21 protein-coding genes, 1 pseudogene and 1 riboswitch are annotated in these 19,552 nt (G+C 39.2%); of the genes and pseudogenes, 7 read left to right on the top strand and 15 right to left on the bottom strand.

The window, feature by feature from the left end; all coding sequences use genetic code 11:
• Positions 1–59: 59 nt before the first annotated feature.
• A complete protein-coding gene (locus tag ACHABW_RS07025) occupies positions 60–809 on the bottom strand; it encodes a DeoR/GlpR family DNA-binding transcription regulator (RefSeq protein WP_435754660.1) in 750 nt (249 codons plus the stop codon).
• A gap of 186 nt (positions 810–995) precedes the next feature.
• Between ACHABW_RS07025 and rhaD the strand changes: the two genes are divergently transcribed.
• A complete protein-coding gene (rhaD, locus tag ACHABW_RS07020; RefSeq protein ID WP_435754659.1) occupies positions 996–1,820 on the top strand; it encodes a rhamnulose-1-phosphate aldolase in 825 nt (274 codons plus the stop codon).
• Between the two features lie 2 nt (positions 1,821–1,822).
• On the opposite strand, the gene ACHABW_RS07015 is transcribed toward rhaD, so the two are convergent.
• Positions 1,823–2,008 (bottom strand): H-type small acid-soluble spore protein, encoded by a 186-nt coding sequence (locus tag ACHABW_RS07015; protein WP_435754658.1) that lies wholly within the window; start codon positions 2,006–2,008, stop codon positions 1,823–1,825.
• A gap of 218 nt (positions 2,009–2,226) precedes the next feature.
• Positions 2,227–2,316: riboswitch (cyclic di-GMP riboswitch) on the top strand.
• A 48-nt stretch (positions 2,317–2,364) separates the two neighbouring features.
• On the opposite strand from ACHABW_RS07015, the gene ACHABW_RS07010 reads away from it, so the two are divergent.
• On the top strand, positions 2,365–3,234 hold the full coding sequence (locus ACHABW_RS07010; protein WP_435754657.1) for an amidase: 870 nt from the start codon (positions 2,365–2,367) through the stop codon (positions 3,232–3,234).
• Positions 3,235–3,361: 127 nt separating this feature from the next.
• On the opposite strand, the gene ACHABW_RS07005 is transcribed toward ACHABW_RS07010, so the two are convergent.
• Positions 3,362–4,384: a glycerophosphodiester phosphodiesterase gene (locus ACHABW_RS07005; protein ID WP_435754656.1), complete on the bottom strand. Its 1,023-nt coding sequence runs from the start codon at positions 4,382–4,384 to the stop codon at positions 3,362–3,364.
• A gap of 268 nt (positions 4,385–4,652) precedes the next feature.
• Here ACHABW_RS07005 and ACHABW_RS07000 point away from each other — a divergent pair, with 268 nt between their 5' ends.
• Positions 4,653–5,777 carry an NAD(P)/FAD-dependent oxidoreductase gene (locus ACHABW_RS07000; protein ID WP_435754655.1) on the top strand — a complete coding sequence of 375 codons (1,125 nt, stop codon included), beginning with the start codon at positions 4,653–4,655 and terminating at the stop codon, positions 5,775–5,777.
• Between the two features lie 121 nt (positions 5,778–5,898).
• Here the strand turns inward: ACHABW_RS07000 and ACHABW_RS06995 are convergent.
• Positions 5,899–6,581: pseudogene (locus ACHABW_RS06995) on the bottom strand (YwiC-like family protein).
• A 215-nt stretch (positions 6,582–6,796) separates the two neighbouring features.
• Between ACHABW_RS06995 and ACHABW_RS06990 the strand changes: the two are divergent.
• Positions 6,797–7,345, top strand: coding sequence for a hypothetical protein (locus ACHABW_RS06990; protein ID WP_435754654.1), 549 nt, complete (start codon positions 6,797–6,799; stop codon positions 7,343–7,345).
• 78 nt (positions 7,346–7,423) lie between these two features.
• Entirely contained in the window at positions 7,424–7,717 is a 294-nt protein-coding gene (locus tag ACHABW_RS06985; RefSeq protein ID WP_435754653.1) for a putative quinol monooxygenase, read from the top strand.
• A gap of 97 nt (positions 7,718–7,814) precedes the next feature.
• On the opposite strand, the gene ACHABW_RS06980 is transcribed toward ACHABW_RS06985, so the two are convergent.
• The 10 genes from ACHABW_RS06980 to ACHABW_RS06935 all read right to left on the bottom strand — a co-directional run bounded on the left by ACHABW_RS06980 (position 7,815) and on the right by ACHABW_RS06935 (position 17,150).
• On the bottom strand, positions 7,815–8,012 hold the full coding sequence (locus ACHABW_RS06980) for a Crp/Fnr family transcriptional regulator (RefSeq protein WP_435754721.1): 198 nt from the start codon (positions 8,010–8,012) through the stop codon (positions 7,815–7,817).
• Positions 8,013–8,184: 172 nt separating this feature from the next.
• A complete protein-coding gene (locus ACHABW_RS06975) occupies positions 8,185–8,520 on the bottom strand; it encodes a Crp/Fnr family transcriptional regulator (RefSeq protein ID WP_435754652.1) in 336 nt (111 codons plus the stop codon).
• A gap of 147 nt (positions 8,521–8,667) precedes the next feature.
• The gene (locus ACHABW_RS06970; RefSeq protein ID WP_435754720.1) at positions 8,668–9,801 is read right to left on the bottom strand and encodes an MFS transporter; all 1,134 of its coding nucleotides are present in this window, start codon (positions 9,799–9,801) and stop codon (positions 8,668–8,670) included.
• Positions 9,802–10,035: 234 nt separating this feature from the next.
• Positions 10,036–11,220, bottom strand: coding sequence for an MFS transporter (locus ACHABW_RS06965; RefSeq protein WP_435754719.1), 1,185 nt, complete (start codon positions 11,218–11,220; stop codon positions 10,036–10,038).
• Between the two features lie 28 nt (positions 11,221–11,248).
• A complete protein-coding gene (locus ACHABW_RS06960) occupies positions 11,249–11,443 on the bottom strand; it encodes a hypothetical protein (protein ID WP_435754651.1) in 195 nt (64 codons plus the stop codon).
• Entirely contained in the window at positions 11,436–11,972 is a 537-nt protein-coding gene (locus tag ACHABW_RS06955; protein ID WP_435754650.1) for a Rieske 2Fe-2S domain-containing protein, read from the bottom strand. The genes ACHABW_RS06960 and ACHABW_RS06955 overlap by 8 nt, the downstream gene beginning before the upstream one ends.
• A 17-nt stretch (positions 11,973–11,989) precedes the next feature.
• Positions 11,990–12,532 (bottom strand): 4Fe-4S dicluster domain-containing protein, encoded by a 543-nt coding sequence (locus tag ACHABW_RS06950; RefSeq protein WP_435754649.1) that lies wholly within the window; start codon positions 12,530–12,532, stop codon positions 11,990–11,992.
• A 165-nt stretch (positions 12,533–12,697) separates the two neighbouring features.
• Entirely contained in the window at positions 12,698–14,833 is a 2,136-nt protein-coding gene (gene fdhF / locus ACHABW_RS06945) for a formate dehydrogenase subunit alpha (RefSeq protein WP_435754648.1), read from the bottom strand.
• Positions 14,826–15,893: an MFS transporter gene (locus ACHABW_RS06940; protein ID WP_435754647.1), complete on the bottom strand. Its 1,068-nt coding sequence runs from the start codon at positions 15,891–15,893 to the stop codon at positions 14,826–14,828. The genes fdhF and ACHABW_RS06940 overlap by 8 nt, the downstream gene beginning before the upstream one ends.
• A 171-nt stretch (positions 15,894–16,064) precedes the next feature.
• Complete coding sequence (locus ACHABW_RS06935; protein WP_435754646.1) at positions 16,065–17,150, bottom strand: TIGR04053 family radical SAM/SPASM domain-containing protein; 1,086 nt, start codon at positions 17,148–17,150, stop codon at positions 16,065–16,067.
• A 201-nt stretch (positions 17,151–17,351) separates the two neighbouring features.
• On the opposite strand from ACHABW_RS06935, the gene ACHABW_RS06930 reads away from it, so the two are divergent.
• Entirely contained in the window at positions 17,352–18,077 is a 726-nt protein-coding gene (locus ACHABW_RS06930) for a Crp/Fnr family transcriptional regulator (protein ID WP_435754645.1), read from the top strand.
• Between the two features lie 92 nt (positions 18,078–18,169).
• Positions 18,170–18,418 (top strand): hypothetical protein, encoded by a 249-nt coding sequence (locus ACHABW_RS06925; protein ID WP_435754644.1) that lies wholly within the window; start codon positions 18,170–18,172, stop codon positions 18,416–18,418.
• 15 nt (positions 18,419–18,433) lie between these two features.
• Here ACHABW_RS06925 and ACHABW_RS06920 read toward each other — a convergent pair whose 3' ends face one another.
• On the bottom strand, positions 18,434–19,552 hold the full coding sequence (locus ACHABW_RS06920) for a GerAB/ArcD/ProY family transporter (RefSeq protein WP_435754643.1): 1,119 nt from the start codon (positions 19,550–19,552) through the stop codon (positions 18,434–18,436).

Genomic DNA, 19,552 nt, shown 5'->3' with positions numbered 1-19,552 from the left:
AGGAACAAAAACCCTTTTAAAAATGAAAAATATCTCAAAGTAGTCCATTAGATTTGTTATTACTGTAATACCACATTTTTTGCTTTCAAAAACTCTGTCCATTTATTTAAGGGTAACTCATCTGTAATCAGCACGTTCACTTTTTTGAAATCGAGTAGTTTAACGAGAGAATCCTGATCAAACTTAGTAGAGTCTACAAGCAGAATAACTTTGTTTGATTGCTTGACCATTTCTAATTTTATTGCAGCTTCAATATCATCTGCGTCAGAAAGTCCTTTTTCCATCGATAGAGACTTGCAGCTAATCAATGCGATGTCAGCATTGAATTGCTGCACAGCATTGATTGTAAGAGGACCGACAAGGGCACTGGATCGTTCGCGCAACATGCCTCCGGTAGAGATGATATTCAAGTTAGAGTAGGAAAGTTCATTCAAGGCACTTACAGAATTAGTAATGACATTTATATCTTTGGTTGTGTTCGTTAAGTATTTTAATGCTTCATGTACAGTCGAACTTGAATCAGCCATGATTGACATTCCAGAAATAATATAACGCTCTAAGCGCATTGCGATGACTTTCTTTTTCTCTAAATTGCGGGTGTGCCTTGTAGTGTAGGGAAGGTCTTCGGTACTATTAAGCATTGCCCCCCCGTAACTTCTTTGAGCAACACCTTCCTTTTCCAGTTTTTCAAGATCTCGACGAACTGTTTCCTCGGACACCTCGAATTCATTAGCTAGTTCCTTAACGTTAACTTTTCTATCAACATACAATTTATTTAAAATGACTTTTTTACGTTCAAAACCTTTCATTTGACCAACTCCTTTGCTTCTCAATTTTAATCTATTTTTTTGTTAAATGAAACAAAATTGTGACATTTCCTCAATTAAAACCACAACAAACAATTGTTAATATTGTTTGTTGTGGTTTTCGGAGTTATACTTATGATAGTTAAAGATTTTAAAAATACTACGACATAAAGCCAAGGAGTGATTGACATGTTAAATATTTTAGAAGCATCTTTTGTAAAGGAAATGCGAGAAGTTACTGGAAACTTATATCGTTTTGGTTGGGATGAGCGAAACGGAGGGAATGTCAGCTACTTACTCCCGGAAGATAGTCTAGAAAAATATATCGATGTTACCGAAGTGAAAAGAAAAGCAGAGATGAATTTCGATGCTTCAGACCTTGCCGGAAAGTATTTCATCGTGACTGGGTCTGGAAAGTATTTCCGCAATGTTGAAAAGGACCCCTCTGTCTGTTTAGGAATTATCCGAGTCACAAACGACGGGAAGTTTTATGAAGTTCTATGGGGCTTTGAGGATGGGGGAACACCTACAAGTGAATTACCGACACATTTAATGATTCATGCGGCAAGATTAAAAAGAGATCTTAGTCATCGAATTGTCATTCATACGCATACAACAAATATTATTGCGATGACCTTCACTCATGAACTAGATGATCGAGCCTTCTCAAGAACACTATGGCAAATGTGTACGGAGTGTGTGGTTGTTTTCCCGGAAGGTGTTGGAATTATTCCTTGGATGGTACCGGGGACGGACCAAATTGGAGAAGCGACGGCTAAGAAAATCGCGGAAAATAATCGTCTCGTTATTTGGCCTCACCACGGCATTTATGGAACGGGAGCAACAATCGACGAAACATTCGGTTTGATTGAAACAGCAGAAAAAGCGGCACAAGTTTACACAGCTGTTAGAGCTCAAGGTGACATTAAACAAACGATTACTGACTTGCAACTGATGGAACTGGCCGCTCGTTTCGACGTAGTTCCTAAAGCAGGTTATTTAAATGTCGAGTAAGTTTATGGGCCTTCCTCTACGAGACCCGAGAGGTCTACTTCTTGTGAATGATCCATTTCGTCCAATGGAAAAATGGTTGCCGTATTATTAGCTTCATTGAGTTCTTCTATATATACGGGAATTCCGTGATAAGATACGTTGATCATAACTGGTGATTCAATAATTTCTTTTATACGATGATTATCCATAACATCCTCCTTGTCATATCTTCCTTGTATTTTTCACGGGATACGTGAAAGTATGAGAGGAGGATATTGGATGACAGTGAGGATTGAATTGCACCTTTTTAAGTAACAGACAGTATTGATACTATTTCCTATCGCTTAATGATTCCATCGTCGGATTTATTGGTGTGAAAAGCATAGACGAAATCAAGTTATAAATATATAATATGACTAAATATATAATCTGAAAAAGGTAAACTTGACCTAAAGGGAAGGACGCAAAGCCATGAGCCTAAATGCTTATCAAAGCAGATGGTTGTCAGGTTCCCGGGCCTTCTTTTTTATGAGCCTCGGCTTACAGAATAGGGGGGATTTTTGTTATGAAGAAAATTGTGATGGTGGTAGTTTTGTTTTTTGTAATTGCCGGAAGTATATCTTTAAATGTCCATGCATTAGATAAGCAAGACAGAGCCACATGGTTATGGAATCCATGGATGTTTGTGAATGATGAAGATGGAACTGTCACTTTCCTTGAAAGTAAAAACGTGAACAAGGTTTATGTTCAAATCGATCAGGATATGTCGATCCCTCACTATCAAAGCTTTATTGAAAAAACATCAGCAAAAGGAATAAGTATATATGCTTTAGATGGGGGACCTGATTGGGTTGCACCTAAAGGAGCACGTAATCAGTCTAAAATGTTATCATGGCTTGAGAATTACCAACAAGAATCCACTACTGCACAAAAGTTTGCAGGTGTTCATTTGGATGTCGAACCTTATTTGTATAGCGGGTGGAGTAAAAACCAAGCAAAGACAGTAACAGCATTTCAATCCTTGTTAACAGATGCAAAGATAAGAACGGAATCATTGGGTCTACCGTTGGAAGTAGATCTGCCATTCTGGTTTGATGAAATTACTTATAAAAACACTTTCGGAAAAGGAATTCTTGCGGAGTGGGTCATTGCTAACATGGATAGCGTTACCATTATGGCCTATCGTGATTCTGCTCCGATGATCATAGATATTGTCAAAAATGAAGTAGCTTATGCCGGTCAGCACGGAACAGCACTTGTTATTGGCGTGGAAACTGGTCAAACCAGTGAAGGGGACAGGATTACGTTTTATGAAGAAGGAGAAACATATATGAACCAACAACTTGAAATGGTTCATAATCATTATGCCAATTATTTCGGTTTTAATGGCATAGGAATTCATCATGTCGACAGCTGGAAGAACATAAAACCTTAATATTACTAAGTAGTGCCTGTTATTTAGGTGCTACTTTTTTTCTGTATATATTCGCTTTTTATGATGCTTATTTTTCTATTCAGAAAAAAAAGAGGATAATTTTTAGTATCCTCCTTTTGATTTTAAATTACGGTCTTACTTCATCAAGACGATTTGGATAGTCCGTGAAGATACCGGTGACACCCCAATCGATTAGTCGCTTCATTTCCCCTCTAATATTAATAGTGTAGAGATGCACAAGAAGATCATTATCTCGTGCTCTTTGGACAAAGTCTTCGTCAATAACTTCTGAACCATCGTGAAGTCCAAGGTGTGGACCAATTCCGACTGCATATTCACGGATTTCAGCGAAGTCCTCATCAGTCATATCTTCGGGGGAAGGGGTTGTATTTAACCACTCTTTTAGTTCATTTCCTTCTTCTCCATTAATTTCCCACCAAAGCAGTTGTATTAAAGGAATTCCTTCGTTGATAGCATGAATTTTTTGCAGACTATCTTTGTGGAATGATTTAATGAACAGATTCCCTTTTTCAACAAGTCCGTGTCCTTTTGCAATCTCGACCACTTCTTCCTCGATGCCGTCGTTAAGAGTAGGCGACTTTGTCTCGATATAATAGTTTACGCCCATTCCGTATTCAGCAATAATCTCTTCAAGTGTCATTATTTTTGCACCTTCGAATGATTTATCCGCTTTATCAGGATATTCTTTATTGAACCACGACCCCGCATCAAGTTCTTTTACTTCCTCAAGGGTAAGATCATTGATTCTTCCTTGCCCATCGGTGAGGCGGTCTACTTCCATGTCATGAAAGGCCACCGGTACGCCATCCGCTGTCATTTGAATGTCCATTTCTAAATAATCAGCATTCATCTCAATTGCTTTATCATAAGCAGGTTTTGTATGTTCAGGAGCATAACCACTTGCCCCTCCATGTGCAATATTTAGAAATTCTTCGTCTGCCGTGGCTGCAGCTTTGGCGCCCTTTCCTTTTGAGGCTCCAGTGTTGTCTATCTTATTCTCCTTTTCTTCTGATTGTGCTTTCGCATCATTATTAGAACTTTCATCTTTCTTTTCGTCATCACCACCGCATCCAACTAGTACTAAAGCGATTGCAACTGAGCTGAACAACCTTATCCACTTTACTGTCATAAGCACCCTCCATATTATTTTTTTAAGGAATAAGAAAAGTTTATTTTGTTAGTTGTTCCCTAAAAAAGCACTTTTATAGAAGAGGTTAACCAAAGTTTTGTTCTGGACAAACTAAGCATGAGGGGCTCAAGCAGCGGTTTATAAATGCATTGCATAAGAGGATGGTAAGGGGAAATTTCATTCACTATTCTCTCATTCTGCATCGATAAGTCATTACTGTTAAAATAAGGTGTAAACTAAACTAACGAAAATGAAAAAGGTGTTGCAATTGAAATCATATATAGTGGTCGGTGCAGGTATTCTAGGAGCTTCAACCGCGTATCATTTGGCAAAGACTGGGGCTAGTGTAACGATTGTTGACCGCGAGGAACCGGGACAAGCTACAGGGGCGGCTGCAGGAATTATTTGTCCTTGGATGACAAGACGTCGCAATAAAGCATGGTATCAGCTCGTGAAAAAAGGTGCTGCATTTTACCCAAAACTAATCGAGGAGCTAAAAGCACTAGGCGAGACCGAAACAGGCTATGCAAATGTAGGTGCTATCCGACTGCATAAAGACGAAAAGAAACTAGATCAAGTGCTTGAAATCGCATTAAAAAGAAAAGTAGATGCTCCAGAAATGGGAGAAGTCAGAAAGCTTTCTCCAGCAGAAACAAAAGCATTATTTCCTCCACTTCATCCTGAATACGGATCGATTCATATCAGTGGTGGTGCACGTGTTAACGGAAGTGTATTATGCAGCTCTTTAATTCAAGCTGCGAAAGTGCACGGGGCAAAAGTCATCCATGGAAATGTAAACTTAATTGAAGAAGGTCAGAGGATTAAAGGTGTGACTATTAAGGGAGAAAAGTGGTACGGGGACAAAGTCATTGTGACAGGTGGCGCCTGGGCGAAAGAATTATTAAAGCCCCTCCATCTAGAATTCAATTTAAGACCTCAAAAGGCACAAATTATTCATCTTGATCTACCAGGAGCGGAGTCTGGTAATTGGCCGGTAGTTATCCCTCCAGGAAATCATTATTTACTTTCGTTTGGTGGTGGGCGCTTGGTCGCAGGTGCAACCCACGAAGATCACGCTGGTTTTGATCCCCGGGTGACAGTAGGAGGAGTGAACGACATTTTGGAAAAACTGCTTGAGACGGCACCGGGTTTAAGTGATAGTACGTTCGTAGAAACGCGAGTAGGCTTTCGCCCAATTACCCCGGATTCTGTACCTGTAATGGGCGAGTGGCCACCTTATGAAGGCTTGCTCATTGCAAACGGACTTGGAGCATCTGGTCTCACAGCTGGTCCCTATCTTGGAAGCCAGCTAGCCAATTTAGCACTAGAAAAGGAACTGGAAGTGAATTTAGGTGATTACGCCTTGTCAAAAGCAATTCAAGTGATGGAATAGACCTTGTGCTCTATGATCCATTATGTCGGGATTGCCTAACATATTCAGATAGGAGGTGACTTAATAGTTACCACTTATCTGATTTTTTTGCGATTACTTGTTAAATGTACTTAGTTTTAAATCAATAAAATACGACTCCGGTTAGAACAACAAATAATATACTAGTAATGATTTCTACCATTCCAATCTTCATTGGCTTTAGCATCGTTTTGCGCGGAAAAAAAACAGTTCTAAGTAATGAACCGACAAATAATAGAGAGAGACCAGCAAAACCAAATAGAAGAGGTATGATAAGTAATAAACTATGATAACTATAATTAAACATTTGAAAATACCTATTTTTACGTTCTCTAATTAGTGATTTCACATGGAAAACACTTGCCGTAAAAAATAGAACGGAAAGTATGAAAAGCATCCATGCTGTAAGGTTAACCGATTGCTCACCGATATAATAAGCCATGAGAGTAAGTGTAGAAAGTCCGATAATAGCACTGAGGCCATTAAGGAAAAGACGCTCTTTCTTTTTTTTAGCGAAGTAAATATTTAAAGTGAAAAAAGGAGTCGCAAGCACTATGATTAATAAAAGAAACGGATACTTAATTAAAACCGGTAGCACACAAACGGCACCAATAAAACCACAAATCAAAATCGGAGGCAACACTTTCGCCCCTAATTTAGGCTGACGAATATAAGCCAGAAAAGGCCGCTAGAGCAATAGAAACTAAAAACCCCCAGAAAGAATAAGACTTGCCACATGGAAAACGATGTGCCTAATACCCCCAATATGTATGGAACAATAAGCATGGCCCAGGCGCCATGTTCTTTTGGAAGATACCACTTCATGATGCATTCTCCTTTTAATAGTATTGATGTCACACTAAATATACTAGGTTTTTCATTGGTTTTGCTATGACATAAATCACATTTAGTTTTTACTAGTGTGATAAAAAGCACAGTTTCATTCTCGGGGATTTGGTATCTTTAATCTAAAGAAGGATGAGATTGAGGAGAGATAATTTATGCTTAAAGTGAAACTCTACTATAAAGAGAACCGAAATAGTGAAGGCGCCTTTCAGAAAGCTGGGTTTTCCAAGGCGAGAGAAGGTTATTTTCTAGATAAAGCATTGAGTAAAAAGAGGGAGTCGGTACTAGCGGAACATAAAGCCGATTCGTCTTTTTATCAATTAATCTTTTCTGGGGATTTGACGTTTGAAGATTATCAAATCATTCATGATGCTGTGAAAATACTTGCGACAGAACTTGAGGCAGAAATAGATGATGATCAAGCCTTTATGGGATACTTGGAGAATGGTGAAAAAGCTTGTCTCTATTATCATTGGAAAAAGTGGAAAGCTTATTTGTTGAAAGCAAAACATCGGTCTATGGAAGGGCAGAAGATCGAAGTGACGAAAGGAACAGATAAGTGGCAGGGGATCTTGTTGGGTTATACCGATAAAACAGTGAATGATGAGTTCTTCGTAACGGAATGTACCATTCTTGGCACTTCTGGAGAGATCCGAGTTCAAGGAGAAGATCTGCATCTCACTCCGACTGGAGATTTTCTCTAAAAGGTGCTTTAAATTGGACAGAGGCTAAAGGATATGAAAAGATTATTAGAGATAGACTGGAAGATCGAGGAGGTAGTAATGATGATAATCATTCATGCACATATTCATGTTAAAAAGGAAGCGCGATCGGACTTTTTAAGGCTCACTGAGGATCTAGTTAAGAATTCTCAAGCAGAAGAAGGAAACATTAGCTACAAGTTATATGAGGACACCGAGAAATCAAATGTTTTTGTGATGGTAGAAGAGTGGGAAGATGAAGATGCTGTCGAATTTCATTTTGAGACAGCTCATTTCAAGGCTTTTGGTGAAGCATCTCAAGGGATATTAGAAGAAGCGCCAGAAGTAGTGAAGTATACTGCTTCCAGACAATAATTTAAGAAATAGTATTAAATTCAGGAGAGGGGATGTCTCGGTCAATTTGAGGACATCCCTTTTGCAATTGACTTCACACGACGTCTATTAGATTAAATTAAATCGTACATACTTCAACCGGACAATCCCCACATTGTAAAAAGTCTTTTAGAAATTTAATATCCCGGATTACAATGTAATTCCCATCATAAGAGATAATATTTTCTTTTTTGAGCTCATTCATCAGCCGATTGACACCTTCCCGTGTTGTACCGATATATTGGGCAATGTCCTGGTTAGTTAATTGTACTTTTATTAGAATTCCTTGAGAATGCTCTTCGCCATAGGAATTAGTAAATCGAATTAATGTAGAGTATAGTCCGCCTTTTTTTCCACATCAAGTCACGAAATTTGGACTGGGTGGATTGGGTATGCGTAGCAAACCACTTCATAAAAGCCACAGCAATCTGACCATTTTCTTCAAAAAGTTATTCAAGGGTTACTCGATCAAACCGAACAAGTTCAGCATCCTTTTCGACGGTGGCTGTGACACTAATGGCCATCATATTAAAAAGCCCGACTTCTCCTACTAACTCTCCACTTTGCTTCAGATGAAGAGAGAATTCCTTTCCGTCAATCGTCATTTTACTGAGACGTACCATACCGGATTGCACGAGATAAATGTAATCAGGCTGATCACCTTCACTGAAAAGAATTGTGTTTGCGCTTACCTTCTTCTTAGTACCTTTTTGCAAAAGAAGTTCTTTGTTCTCTTCAGATAATTGATCAAAGAAACGCTTTAACTTAAGTTCTTTTTTGAGCATGGAATCACCTCTTTCTCGATATCGCAATACAATTTACAGACAGATGAGAGGATACCTAACATAAGCATAGTTTGTTAAACATGCCAAGTAAAGAGGGAATAATAAAAAACCCATGCAGAAAGTGATAACATGAGTTTTTATACGTTTTTATGATTTAACGGTCTCAAAAGATGAAACTTTACTTTGGTCAAATTGTTTTTTATTTATGAATAAACAAACGAGAGATAAAAAGGCGAGAGCGAGAAATCCCAGTACATAATCACCGGTCATGTCTTTAATAGACCCGAGAAATATAGGTGGGAAAAAGCCGCCAAGACCGCCTGCAGCACCAACAATCCCAGTAACAGTACCGGTTGCTTTAGGAAATAATTGTGGTACAAGTTTAAATACAGCACCGTTACCAATGCCGCATACTGCAGCGATAAATAAGCAAGCGAAGGTCATTACGATCAGACTTTCCATTCCGAAGCTAATCGCTAAAGAACCTATTACAATCCCTGTAAAAACGAATGTTAAAACTTTTTCTGCGCCGACTTTGTCCCCAAGATAGCCTCCTAAAGGTCTTATCAAGGTAGCGATGACAACAAACCCCGCGGCCCTCATTCCTGCATCAACCGAGGACAAATTATAAAGGTCCACTAATAAGATCGGCAAATAAATACTAAAGGCCACAAACGCGCCAAACGTAACAAAATAAAATAAAGATAATGTCCAACTATCTTTAAACCTTAAAACAGATAATGCCCCAAGCATTGTTTTCTTTTCATCAGGCTTTGGTGTTTCAGGAGTCCAGAACCAAACCATCGCTGCCATCGCGATTACTGGAATGACTAAGCTCCAAAATGCCCATTGAAGTCCGAAATAGATAGCAATGGTTGGAAGTAAAAAACCAGCCAAGGCCGTCCCGATATTTCCCATGCCGTTTAAACCCAATGCTGTTCCTTGTTTTTCTTTAGGGGTCCATTTTGAAACGAATGTAATGGAGGCCGCGAAAGAAGAACCAGCTATACCAAGAAAAAACGCCCAAAATAATAATGACGTGTATGTATTAGCGAAGCCTACTCCTATCAGCGGTATGACTATAAGCAATAAAAGTATCGTAAAAACTTTACGACCGCCGTGACGATCAGTTAATATGCCTACTGGAACACGCATAATTGAGCCGAGCAAAACTGGAATTGCCACTAAAACACTTGTTTGTGTAGCTGAAAGTCCATATAGCGTTTCAAAGTGATTGGCTAATGGCGATAAAGAAGCCCAAACAGTAAACGTTAAAGCCATAGCAACTGTCGTTAAAATTAAAATACGTCTGCTAGTTTTTTTATCTTGCTGTAACAAGTTTATCCCATCCTTTTAAACTGATTCTCATTGTTCTAAAGAAAGCAACTACGAAAAGAATGAACGAGGAAAAGAAACAATGAGAGAATACTGAAAAATCCAAATAGTTCTTTCAATCAATGTAGTATATCATCAATAAAAAAACCCCACGTGTAATACGTGAGGATATCTGACAAACTATAATCTTGCTTCCACAAATGTAGTTTTCTTAGAATGATCAAATTGTCTTTTATTTATAATAAAACATACAACAGATAATAGAGCCAGGCCTAGGAACCCAATCATGTAAGTACCAGTAACATCCTTGATCGAACCGAGAAGGATAGGCGGGAAGAATCCGCCAAGACCACCTGCAGCACCAACAATCCCTGTAACGGCACCGGTTGCTTTAGGGAATAAATCGGGTACCAGTTTGAAAACAGCACCATTACCAATACCAGTCACAGCAGCAACTACTAAACATGCGATCGTCATTACAATGATACTAGCCATACCAAAGCTTATGACCAAAGCACCCAGTACAATCCCGCTGAAAACGAACGTGAGAACTTTTCCGGCGCCGACTTTATCACCTAAATAGCCTCCCAAGGGACGGGCGATGGTCGCAATAACGACAAATCCAGCTGCTCTCATCCCAGCATCTACGGCAGATAAAGAGTAGAGGTCCATTAGTAAGATAGGTAAATAAATACCGAACGCTACAAAAGCACCAAATGTAACAAAGTAAAATAAAGATAATACCCAACTGTTTTTAAACTTCAACACCGATAACGCCCCAAGCATGGTTTTCTTTTCTCCCGACTTTGGTGTTTCAGGTGTCCAGAACCAAATTAAGGCAGCCATCACGATAACTGGTATAATAAGTCCAAAGAATGCCCACTGTAGGCCAAAGTAGATCGCGATGGAAGGAAGTGTGAATCCTGCTAATGCTGTTCCGAAGTTGCCTAAACCATTAATACCGAGAGCTGTACCTTGCTTGTCGCTCGGTGTCCATTTTGAGACAAATGTAATAGATACCGCAAACGACGCCCCTGCTACTCCAAGGAAAAATGCCCAGAATAACAAGGAACCATAAGAGCTGGATAGACCTACACCTATAAGAGGTATAATGGTGAAAAGTAATAAAAGGGTAAAGACTTTACGTCCACCAAAACGATCGGCCAGAATTCCTATCGGGACTCTCATAATGGATCCGAGAAGAACAGGAACAGCGACAAGAACACTTTTCTGTGTAGCTGTAAGATCATATAATGTCTGAAATTGATTGGCTAAAGGTGAGAGGGAAGCCCACACTGTAAATGCCAAAGCCATCCCAAAGGTTGATAATATTAAAATACGTCTGCTAGCTTTTTCGTCGTGCATCATTTTTTACCACCTCATCTAAGTAATTTTATTGACTGTACTCAAGCCTTCGCCATTTTAAAAAAGCGATGAGTGCAATGGATGAGGACAAGAGTGCAACGATCGAAAACTGATAAATTTTCTCAAAATCATGTCCTAAATAAGATTCAATCGCCCATTGCAACATGACGACATTTAACGCGACGGTCAAAAAAATAATTGCCCAGCATATTTTTTTACCCATGGCGGTACCTCCTGTCGACTGCATACACAATACCATTGGTAACTTCCGTTTCAATTAAGGGCAATTCGCGCTGCGGCGGGCCAGCTAGCGGATGTCCATTATCAAGATCGAAATACCCTTTATGACAAGGGCAGAGAAGAACCTCCTCTTCTTTTTCATAAAACACGGGACACATCAAGTGTGTACATGCACTGTTATATGCTTTTAGTTCTCCGGATTTTGTATGAACTAGAAGGGCAGGGTCGTGGTCAGTTGGATAGTTGAAAGTTACAGATGACCCTTTAGGAAGCTCGGAAAGTTTCACGATCTCCACTCTGTTTTCTTTATCTTCAAAGTCACCAATCATCGCATGTACGGAAAAAGGAATGGTTGCTAAGCCAAGTGCGACCGACGCACCCGCAGTTGCTTTTAAAAAGGCGCGACGGTTTAAATCTAAATCTTCTTTTCTGTTAACGTTATTTACAAGATTGACCAATTCATCATTACTGTCTGTATGATTCCTTTTAGATTTATGATTTTTATCTTTCATCAGGCTCGCTCCAATCTTTAGTCAGAATACACCCCGAAGAATTCAGGAACATATTTCCACTTATCCTGTTCTGTAGGTTTTTTCCCTTCGACTAAGTTCATTTGTGTACGTCTTCTTCGCAAAGACTGCATTTCGTCAAAATCAATGAAACGAATGGCATCACTAGGGCAAACAGAAGCACACATAGGTGCTATATCGTGTTTTGATCTGTCATAACACATGTCGCATTTATACATTTTGTTTTGTTCAAAATCGAACTTAGGAATACCGAATGGACAACCAAATGTACAGTTACGACAGCCAATACATTTTTCATCTGATGCTGATAGGACAACCCCTTCTTCGGTAATTTGAATCGCATTAGCAGGGCAAACTCTGGCACATGCAGGGTCTTTGCATTGCATACACATCATCGGAAACGTTTGTCTGCTTTCCATAAAGTCGACATGCTCCACAAAGTTTCGTTCTTTTGCATCGTGGTCACCGCATTCACGACAGGCAGCTTGGCAGGCTCTACAGCCGATACATCTTTCAAATTCAAGGTACATAATCTTATTCATAGGACGACCTCCTTATATTTTTAGAGATAAGAATTTATAAAATTGACAGCTATCTTTACGCCACGCGTGTCAAGGGAAACCCACGTCCTTTCGAGTAGCACCTACACGCACTTCGTAGGTGCTACTCGGGGTGGCGAAAGATAACGATGTATTTAATAAAAGACGCTACGCGTTTTTCTTAAGTTTCTCGATTTTAGCGGAACAAACTTTGAATTCCGGCATTCTTGAAATCGGATCTAAGCTTGGGTTGGTTAATTTATTAACAGAAAGTTCTTTTCCCCAGTGATAAGGAACAAAGACGATATCGTTTCGGGTTGCTTTTGTTAGCTTCACTTCGAGCTCCATGGAACTTCGAGGCGTTGAAAGTTTAATCATTTCTCCATCTCTCATGTTGTATTGACTTGCAAGTTCCGGGTGCATTTCTGCATAAGGGACGGGACACTGTTCCATTAGAAAATCAATTCTTCTCGTTTGATTACCAGATAAATAGTGATAGACAACTCGACCTGTAGTCAGTCTAAGTGGAAATTCCTTTGTTGGAATTTCTCCAGGTTCTTTCCAGGCAACGGCCGGCAGGTTTGCTTTTCCGTCAGGGGTACTAAACTTATCTTTGAAAATCGTTGGTGTTCCAGGATGATCCTCTGATGGACAGGGCCAGAAAACACCGTCTTCTTTATCGATTCTTTCATACGTGATGCCTGAGTAGTCAGCTTTTCCTCCTTTAGTAGCAATTCTGAATTCCTCAAAGATTTCCCGCGGATTTTTATAATCAAAGTGTTTTCCTTTCCCTAAACGTTTGGCAATCTCACCAAAGATTTCCCAGTCTGTTTTTGATTCATGAAGAGGTTCGATGGCCTTACGGATGTGGATAACGCGACCTTCTAAATTCGTAGTAGTTCCTTCATCTTCTGCCCAAGTGGTTGTTGGTAGCACCACGTCAGCGAATTCCGCTGTTTCGGAAAGGAAAAAATCATTTACAACAAGAAAATCAAGTCTTTTAAATGCTTCCCACGCGTATTCCACATTAGGAGAGGAGACAGCTGGATTACTGCAAATGACGTGCATTGCTTTGATCGTGCCGTTATGAATCTCGTCAAACATTTCATAGGCAGATACACCAGGTTTTGGCATGTCTTCAGGTTTGATCCCCCAAACTTTCGATATATATTTTACAGCTTCAGGATCGGTTAATTTTCGGTATCCTGGAAGGAGGTCTGATTTTTGACCATGTTCCCGGCCGCCTTGACCATTCCCTTGACCGGTAAATGTTGCGACTCCAGAAGCAAATTTTCCGATTTGTCCTCGTAGAAGGGCCAAAGAAGAATAAAGGGTGACATTGTCCACTCCTTTGGATTGCTGCTCGACACCGCGTGCGAACATGACGACTGATCGAGGTGATTGCCCAAATATGTGAGCGGCTTTAATAATTTTTTCTTTATCTACGCCTGTTAAAGAAGCGGTGTATTCTGGTGTGAAGGCTTCAACAGAAGCTTTTAGTTCCTCGTAGTTATTACATCTTTCATCCACATATTTTTGATCAACATATCCCTCTTTAATAATAAGATGAAGCAGTCCGTTTGCTAATGCCGAGTCAGTTCCAGGTTTGAGGTCAAGGTGAACATCAGCAATTCGTGCAGTTGGTGTTTCACGCGGATCTACGACAATCATCTTTGCCCCTTTGTCTCGTGCTTTCCAAAACATTTGGATGCTGGTAGGGTGACACTCGGCAGTATTGGAGCCAGCTATTAAAAAGCAATCACTATGCTCAAGCTCTGTCCATGGAAGCGTTGAACCACGATCTAAACCAAACGTTTGGTTAAATCCACCTGCAGCAGAACTCATACAAAAACGACCGTTATAGTCAATGAAACGTGTACCTAGAGCGACTCGAGCATACTTTCCGACTAAATAACATTTTTCATTGGTCATCGATACACCACCGAAAACAGATAGAGAATCTTTACCGTGTTTTTCTTGCAGTTCAGTAAATTTTCTTTCAATAAGGGAAAGAGCTTCATCCCAACTGCTTTCAACAAATTCTCCATTCTTTTTAATAAGAGGGCGTTTAATTCTGTCAGGGTGATCAATTTGCTGATATGCTGTAACTCCTTTAGGACAAAGTTTTCCTAGTGTAACAGGCCAATCATATCTTGGTTCAACCCCTTTGATTTCCCCGGTTCTTTCAGAAACTCTTATATGCATTCCACATTGCATGCCACAGTAGCTGCAGTGAGTAGTGATTAGTTTTTCTCCTTCACGTTGAAGATTTATAACTCCCGGTTTTACAATATATTCACTCATGATCTTTGTCTCCTTTGTCTTTCTCATGGTGTGACTCTAAATTCATTTGTTTCATCACGCGCATACGTCGTCTACAGGCAGGACAATAATCAGAAAGATACGTGCCGTCACTTAACTGTAAATCAAAGCTTTGTGCTCCTAGAATTTCTTTGACATCTGCAATCTGGTCATCGTTACTATATAGAGTTTCGCATCTTTTACATGCTCTCGTATCGACTTGCAAATGCTCTTGATAGTTCATCGGCACAGCTGTGGTCATTGGTCGAATTGGTAAGTGAAACAGTTTGCCGAATGGAAAGTAAACTAAAAACAGTACAACGGTAATTTGGTGGATGAGGCTCAAGTAATTATGCATCCAACCGTCTAAAACAGCATAGGACAACGTGAGTACTAAACCGGTCACCGTTACTGTTAGTAAGATATAAAGTGGAACTAAATCAAACTCAGCTCGTTGCGTCACTTTCACATCCGGACTTGTTGTTCTGCGAATGAGAGCCATGAGAACGCCGATTAATACCATCATGGCAGTAATGTTCAAACCGTTATAAACCATTTCTGCAAACAATCCGTGTGCAGCCATCGTAATAGTTGGAACGCCCATCACGATTATTTGATAGGTTTCCGGGTCAATAAGGCTGAAGTGCATCCATCCAAACGTTAAACCAAAGGTAATCGCAAACGATCCAATGCAGCCCCAAGCGATTAACCAATGCGTGACACCTCGATAAATACCTCGTTTAAAAATAAACTTTTGAAGAATGATATTATCAATGGCTGTTTTAAGAATGGATCTAATGTTTCGTTTTTTGCGTTCTCTATTTCTAAGATTGGAAAAACTTCTTTTTAACATTTGGTGTGTAGCGGGTCTTAATGACCAGGAAACCATTCTTAGTGTGATTCCAATCGCAAATACCAAGGAACCAATCAAGTATCCAAATAACATCATATCTACATGGACAAATTGTCCTGTCCCTAACCACATTGAAAGAATTAATATCATTACTACGAAAAACGAATACATACTTGCTTTTGAATAAAAGGATCTTTCAAGCTTCTGCATCCTCTCACTCTCTCTTCATCTATAAGCATTGTAAAACGGATACAAAAGAATAACTGTGAGATTTATCACACCACTCGTGAACAATTAGTGAACAAACAGAAAAAATGCCGCGGAAATCAGCTAACTGGAGCGGAAAAAACCGAAATGGATACATCCATTCCGGCTTCAACATTATCGTACTTGCAAGGAACCAGGTTCATATATACATGAGGGATCACTTTCCAGGTAATCTCCTGTGACGGCGAATGCTCTTGCTCTTGAGCCACCACATATCTCCTTGAATTCACAACGCCCGCACTTTCCTTTCAATAAACTTTTATTACGTAATTCCTTCATTACTTTAGAGTGACGGTAGACATCAGCTAGTGGCTCTTCGCGGACGTTGCCACACTTTACAGGGAGGAATCCACTAGGAAAGACGTCGCCTGTATGACTAATGAATAAAAAACCGTCCCCGTCATTTACTCCTTTAGGTGCACGTCCGATTTTATCGACATATAACGAAGCTTTTTCATTTCCTTTGTTCTTTTTTTGTGCAACAACTCTTCTGTAATGGGGTGCTTCGGTAGATTTAATTCCGAATGGTACATGGGATTGAAGGTCTGCAGCCCATTCCATCACTTCTTCATGCTCTTTTGGTGTGATCATCTGATTGCTGTTTGCTCTTCCTGTTGGGATTAAGAAAAATAAACTCCAAAGAACAGCGCCGATCTCCTCGACTTTTTTTGCGATTGCTTTTAAATCATCTAAGTTGCTAGTCGAGACTGTTGTGTTTATTTGGATGGGGATCTCTAATTGTTGTAAGTGTTTGATACCTTTCATCGTTAAATCGAAAGATCCCTTTGTTCCTCTAAAGAAATCATGTATTTCGGAATTAGATCCATCCAGGCTAAACGCCCATCTTGATAAACCGACGTCTTTTGCCTTTTCTATTGCTTGCCGAGTCACTTTAGGAGTTGCACTTGGCGTCATGGAAACAGATAAGTTTTTTTCATTTATTGCGTAATCAGCAAGCTGAAAAAGATCAGGTCGCATTAAAGGATCCCCGCCAGTGAAAACAAATAGTGGATTATCCATTTCAGCGATTTGGTCGATAAGTTTTTTTCCTTCGTCAAAAGTTAGCTGATTTGGGTCTGCACGGTATTGAGCTTCGGCACGGCAATGCAGGCATTTCAGTGCACAGGCTCTTGTAACCTCCCAAATAACAATAAATGGATTTTCATTGTAATTAGGAGCGGGTTGGTTGATATTTTTCATAATTAGTCCTCCTCTTGAAAATACAAGGTGGGGAGGGAGGGGATTGAAAAGACTCCGTACCTACCTTTTCTATAACCATACTCCTTACAATAGTGACTAGCTGTTAGTTTTGTCACACTTACGGTGATTTTTATCACAGTGATTAAATTTCCTCTATGTATAATGAAATGAAGATAACTTAAATGCGCGGAGGGATTATTTATGGAAAAACGAGTGATGTTAACTAAAAACGGAACATTTAATTACAATACTTACTTTTTCACAGAAAGCAGTTTAAGGACAATCGAAGCGGCCATGCGTCAGGTATTTGCAAAAGCTACTCAAATGATATTTACAAAAGAGGATTTAGTAGAGAGTCTGTTTTTTATTAAAAGTGGAGAAGTGAAACTATATAAAGTGACGAAAGAGGGGAAAGAATTCGTACTAACTATATTGAGTTCCGGAGATATGTTTGGGGAGGTCAGCAGCTTTACTTCAAATAATTATACCGCTAACGCGAAGGCTCTAACCGATTGTGAAATCGGTATTATAAATCATAAAAAGTTAAAGCATCTTTTACACCAAGATGCTGTTCTTGCCATGGAATTTTTGAGATGGAGTTCACTCATGGAGCGGACAACGAATGCCAAACTACGAGATCTTACTCATCATGGGAAAAAGGGGGCGATATGTTCAACTTTAATACGGTTAGCAAATTCCTATGGGGAAAAAGAAGATTCTTCTATTTTGATTACGAAAAAAATAAAGAACGGGGAATTAGGTAACTACATTGGTGCTTTTCGAGAAAGTGTTAATCGTATGTTAGGTGAGCTTAAAAAGGATAGAGTGATTTCACAAGATGGTGGTTATTTGAAAATCCATGACCTAGATTACCTGAAACTTGCATGCGATTGTGAAGAATGTCCGATAGGGGTCTGTCGTATGTAAGCAAAAGAATAACTAAAGTATTAATATTTCACAAGTTATGAGGCAAAATAAAGGGAACCTCAATTGAGTCAGCTAAGGAGAGAGAACACTATATGACGAAAATACTTTTAATTTTTCTTCTCTATTTTGCGGCGATGTCTTCTTTACTCGTTTGCTTAGATTTAGTGGTAGGTATGCCACTGAATGTAAGTGTTGATACAGTGTTGACCCCTTTTGAAGTGACGGCACCAGGGGAATTAGTTATCCTTATCGTATTGGTAATTATAGCAGTGGCAGTACCTATCAAACACTACTATGTAGCTTTTATGAAAAAAGGCAGAGATGAGACAAATAAGAATTGAAAACGGTGTTAACCGTTAGTTCTTGCTTTTATCTTGTTGGTTACCGGAGACTTTATTTTTGATAACAGTGATTACTAATAATAGCAACGGAATATAGACTTGAAAGGGCATATGAATATACTTTGGAACGATTTCCAGGCCTTCTCGTAAATGTTCTGTAATGTTTTCGGCAATTGACACGGAACTAATTAAGACAATGATACAAATTGGCATAAGTAATTTTTGGAATTTATCGACTTTAAATAAAATCGAAGTACCAAGAACCCCTGCATAAATAAATATCGTAATTTTAAAGAACATTCCCACTATTAACGAAATTACAGCCAAAGCATCTAGTCTTTCCAAAAATTCACCGATTCGAATCTTGCTAATTGCAGAAAGTAGTGGAAAAGTCGCACGATCGACGATATCAACACCTAAGACAGCAATATTCATCATCGTCGCAAATATAATTAATGCCCCACTAAACACTAAGCCGATAAGGCCTACTTTTAGAACAGCTTTTCTATTATTTAAGTAGGGTAGTATCATTGTAAATACAATCATTTCCCCAAAAGGAAAGGTGAGTAAGCTTGGGAAAGCTGCACTGACTACGGGCATCCAGCCTTCTCCTAGTACAGGGAGGAAGTTTTCTAGTTCAACCTCGCCTGACATTATAAACAAGAAATTTACAATAAAACCAATAAACATTAATAAAAGAAGGTAAAATTCCCCGGTTCGTGATAATACTTCAAAACCTAGGGAGATAACATAGACAATTGTCAGAACCATTAACAAACTGATGATAAACAAAGGTGTTTCAGGAAAAATTGCTGTTACTAAAAGATCTCCAAAATCCCTCAATATTCTTGTGCCGATGTACAGGAAATAGAGACTATACAGAAACCCAATAAACCACCCTAAATACTTGCCTAATATTTTTGGAAGGTATTCCGTTAATGACAATTTAGGAAATTGGTGATAAAGATAGCTGTAGATAAGGAACAAGACTATGCTTCCACTTAAACCAAACAAGATCGCAAGCCATGCATCTTGCTTTGCTTCAACTCCAGGACTAATAACTATCGCGCTTCCTAATTGAAGAAGAACAATCAAAGTAAAAAACTGAAAAGGAGTTATTTTTATTTTTTCCAC

Origin of the sequence: Salipaludibacillus sp. CF4.18, assembly GCF_051262595.1 — a bacterium.
Lineage (GTDB): Bacteria > Bacillota > Bacilli > Bacillales > Salisediminibacteriaceae > Salipaludibacillus > Salipaludibacillus neizhouensis.
This window is presented reverse-complemented; position numbering and strand designations above follow the sequence as displayed.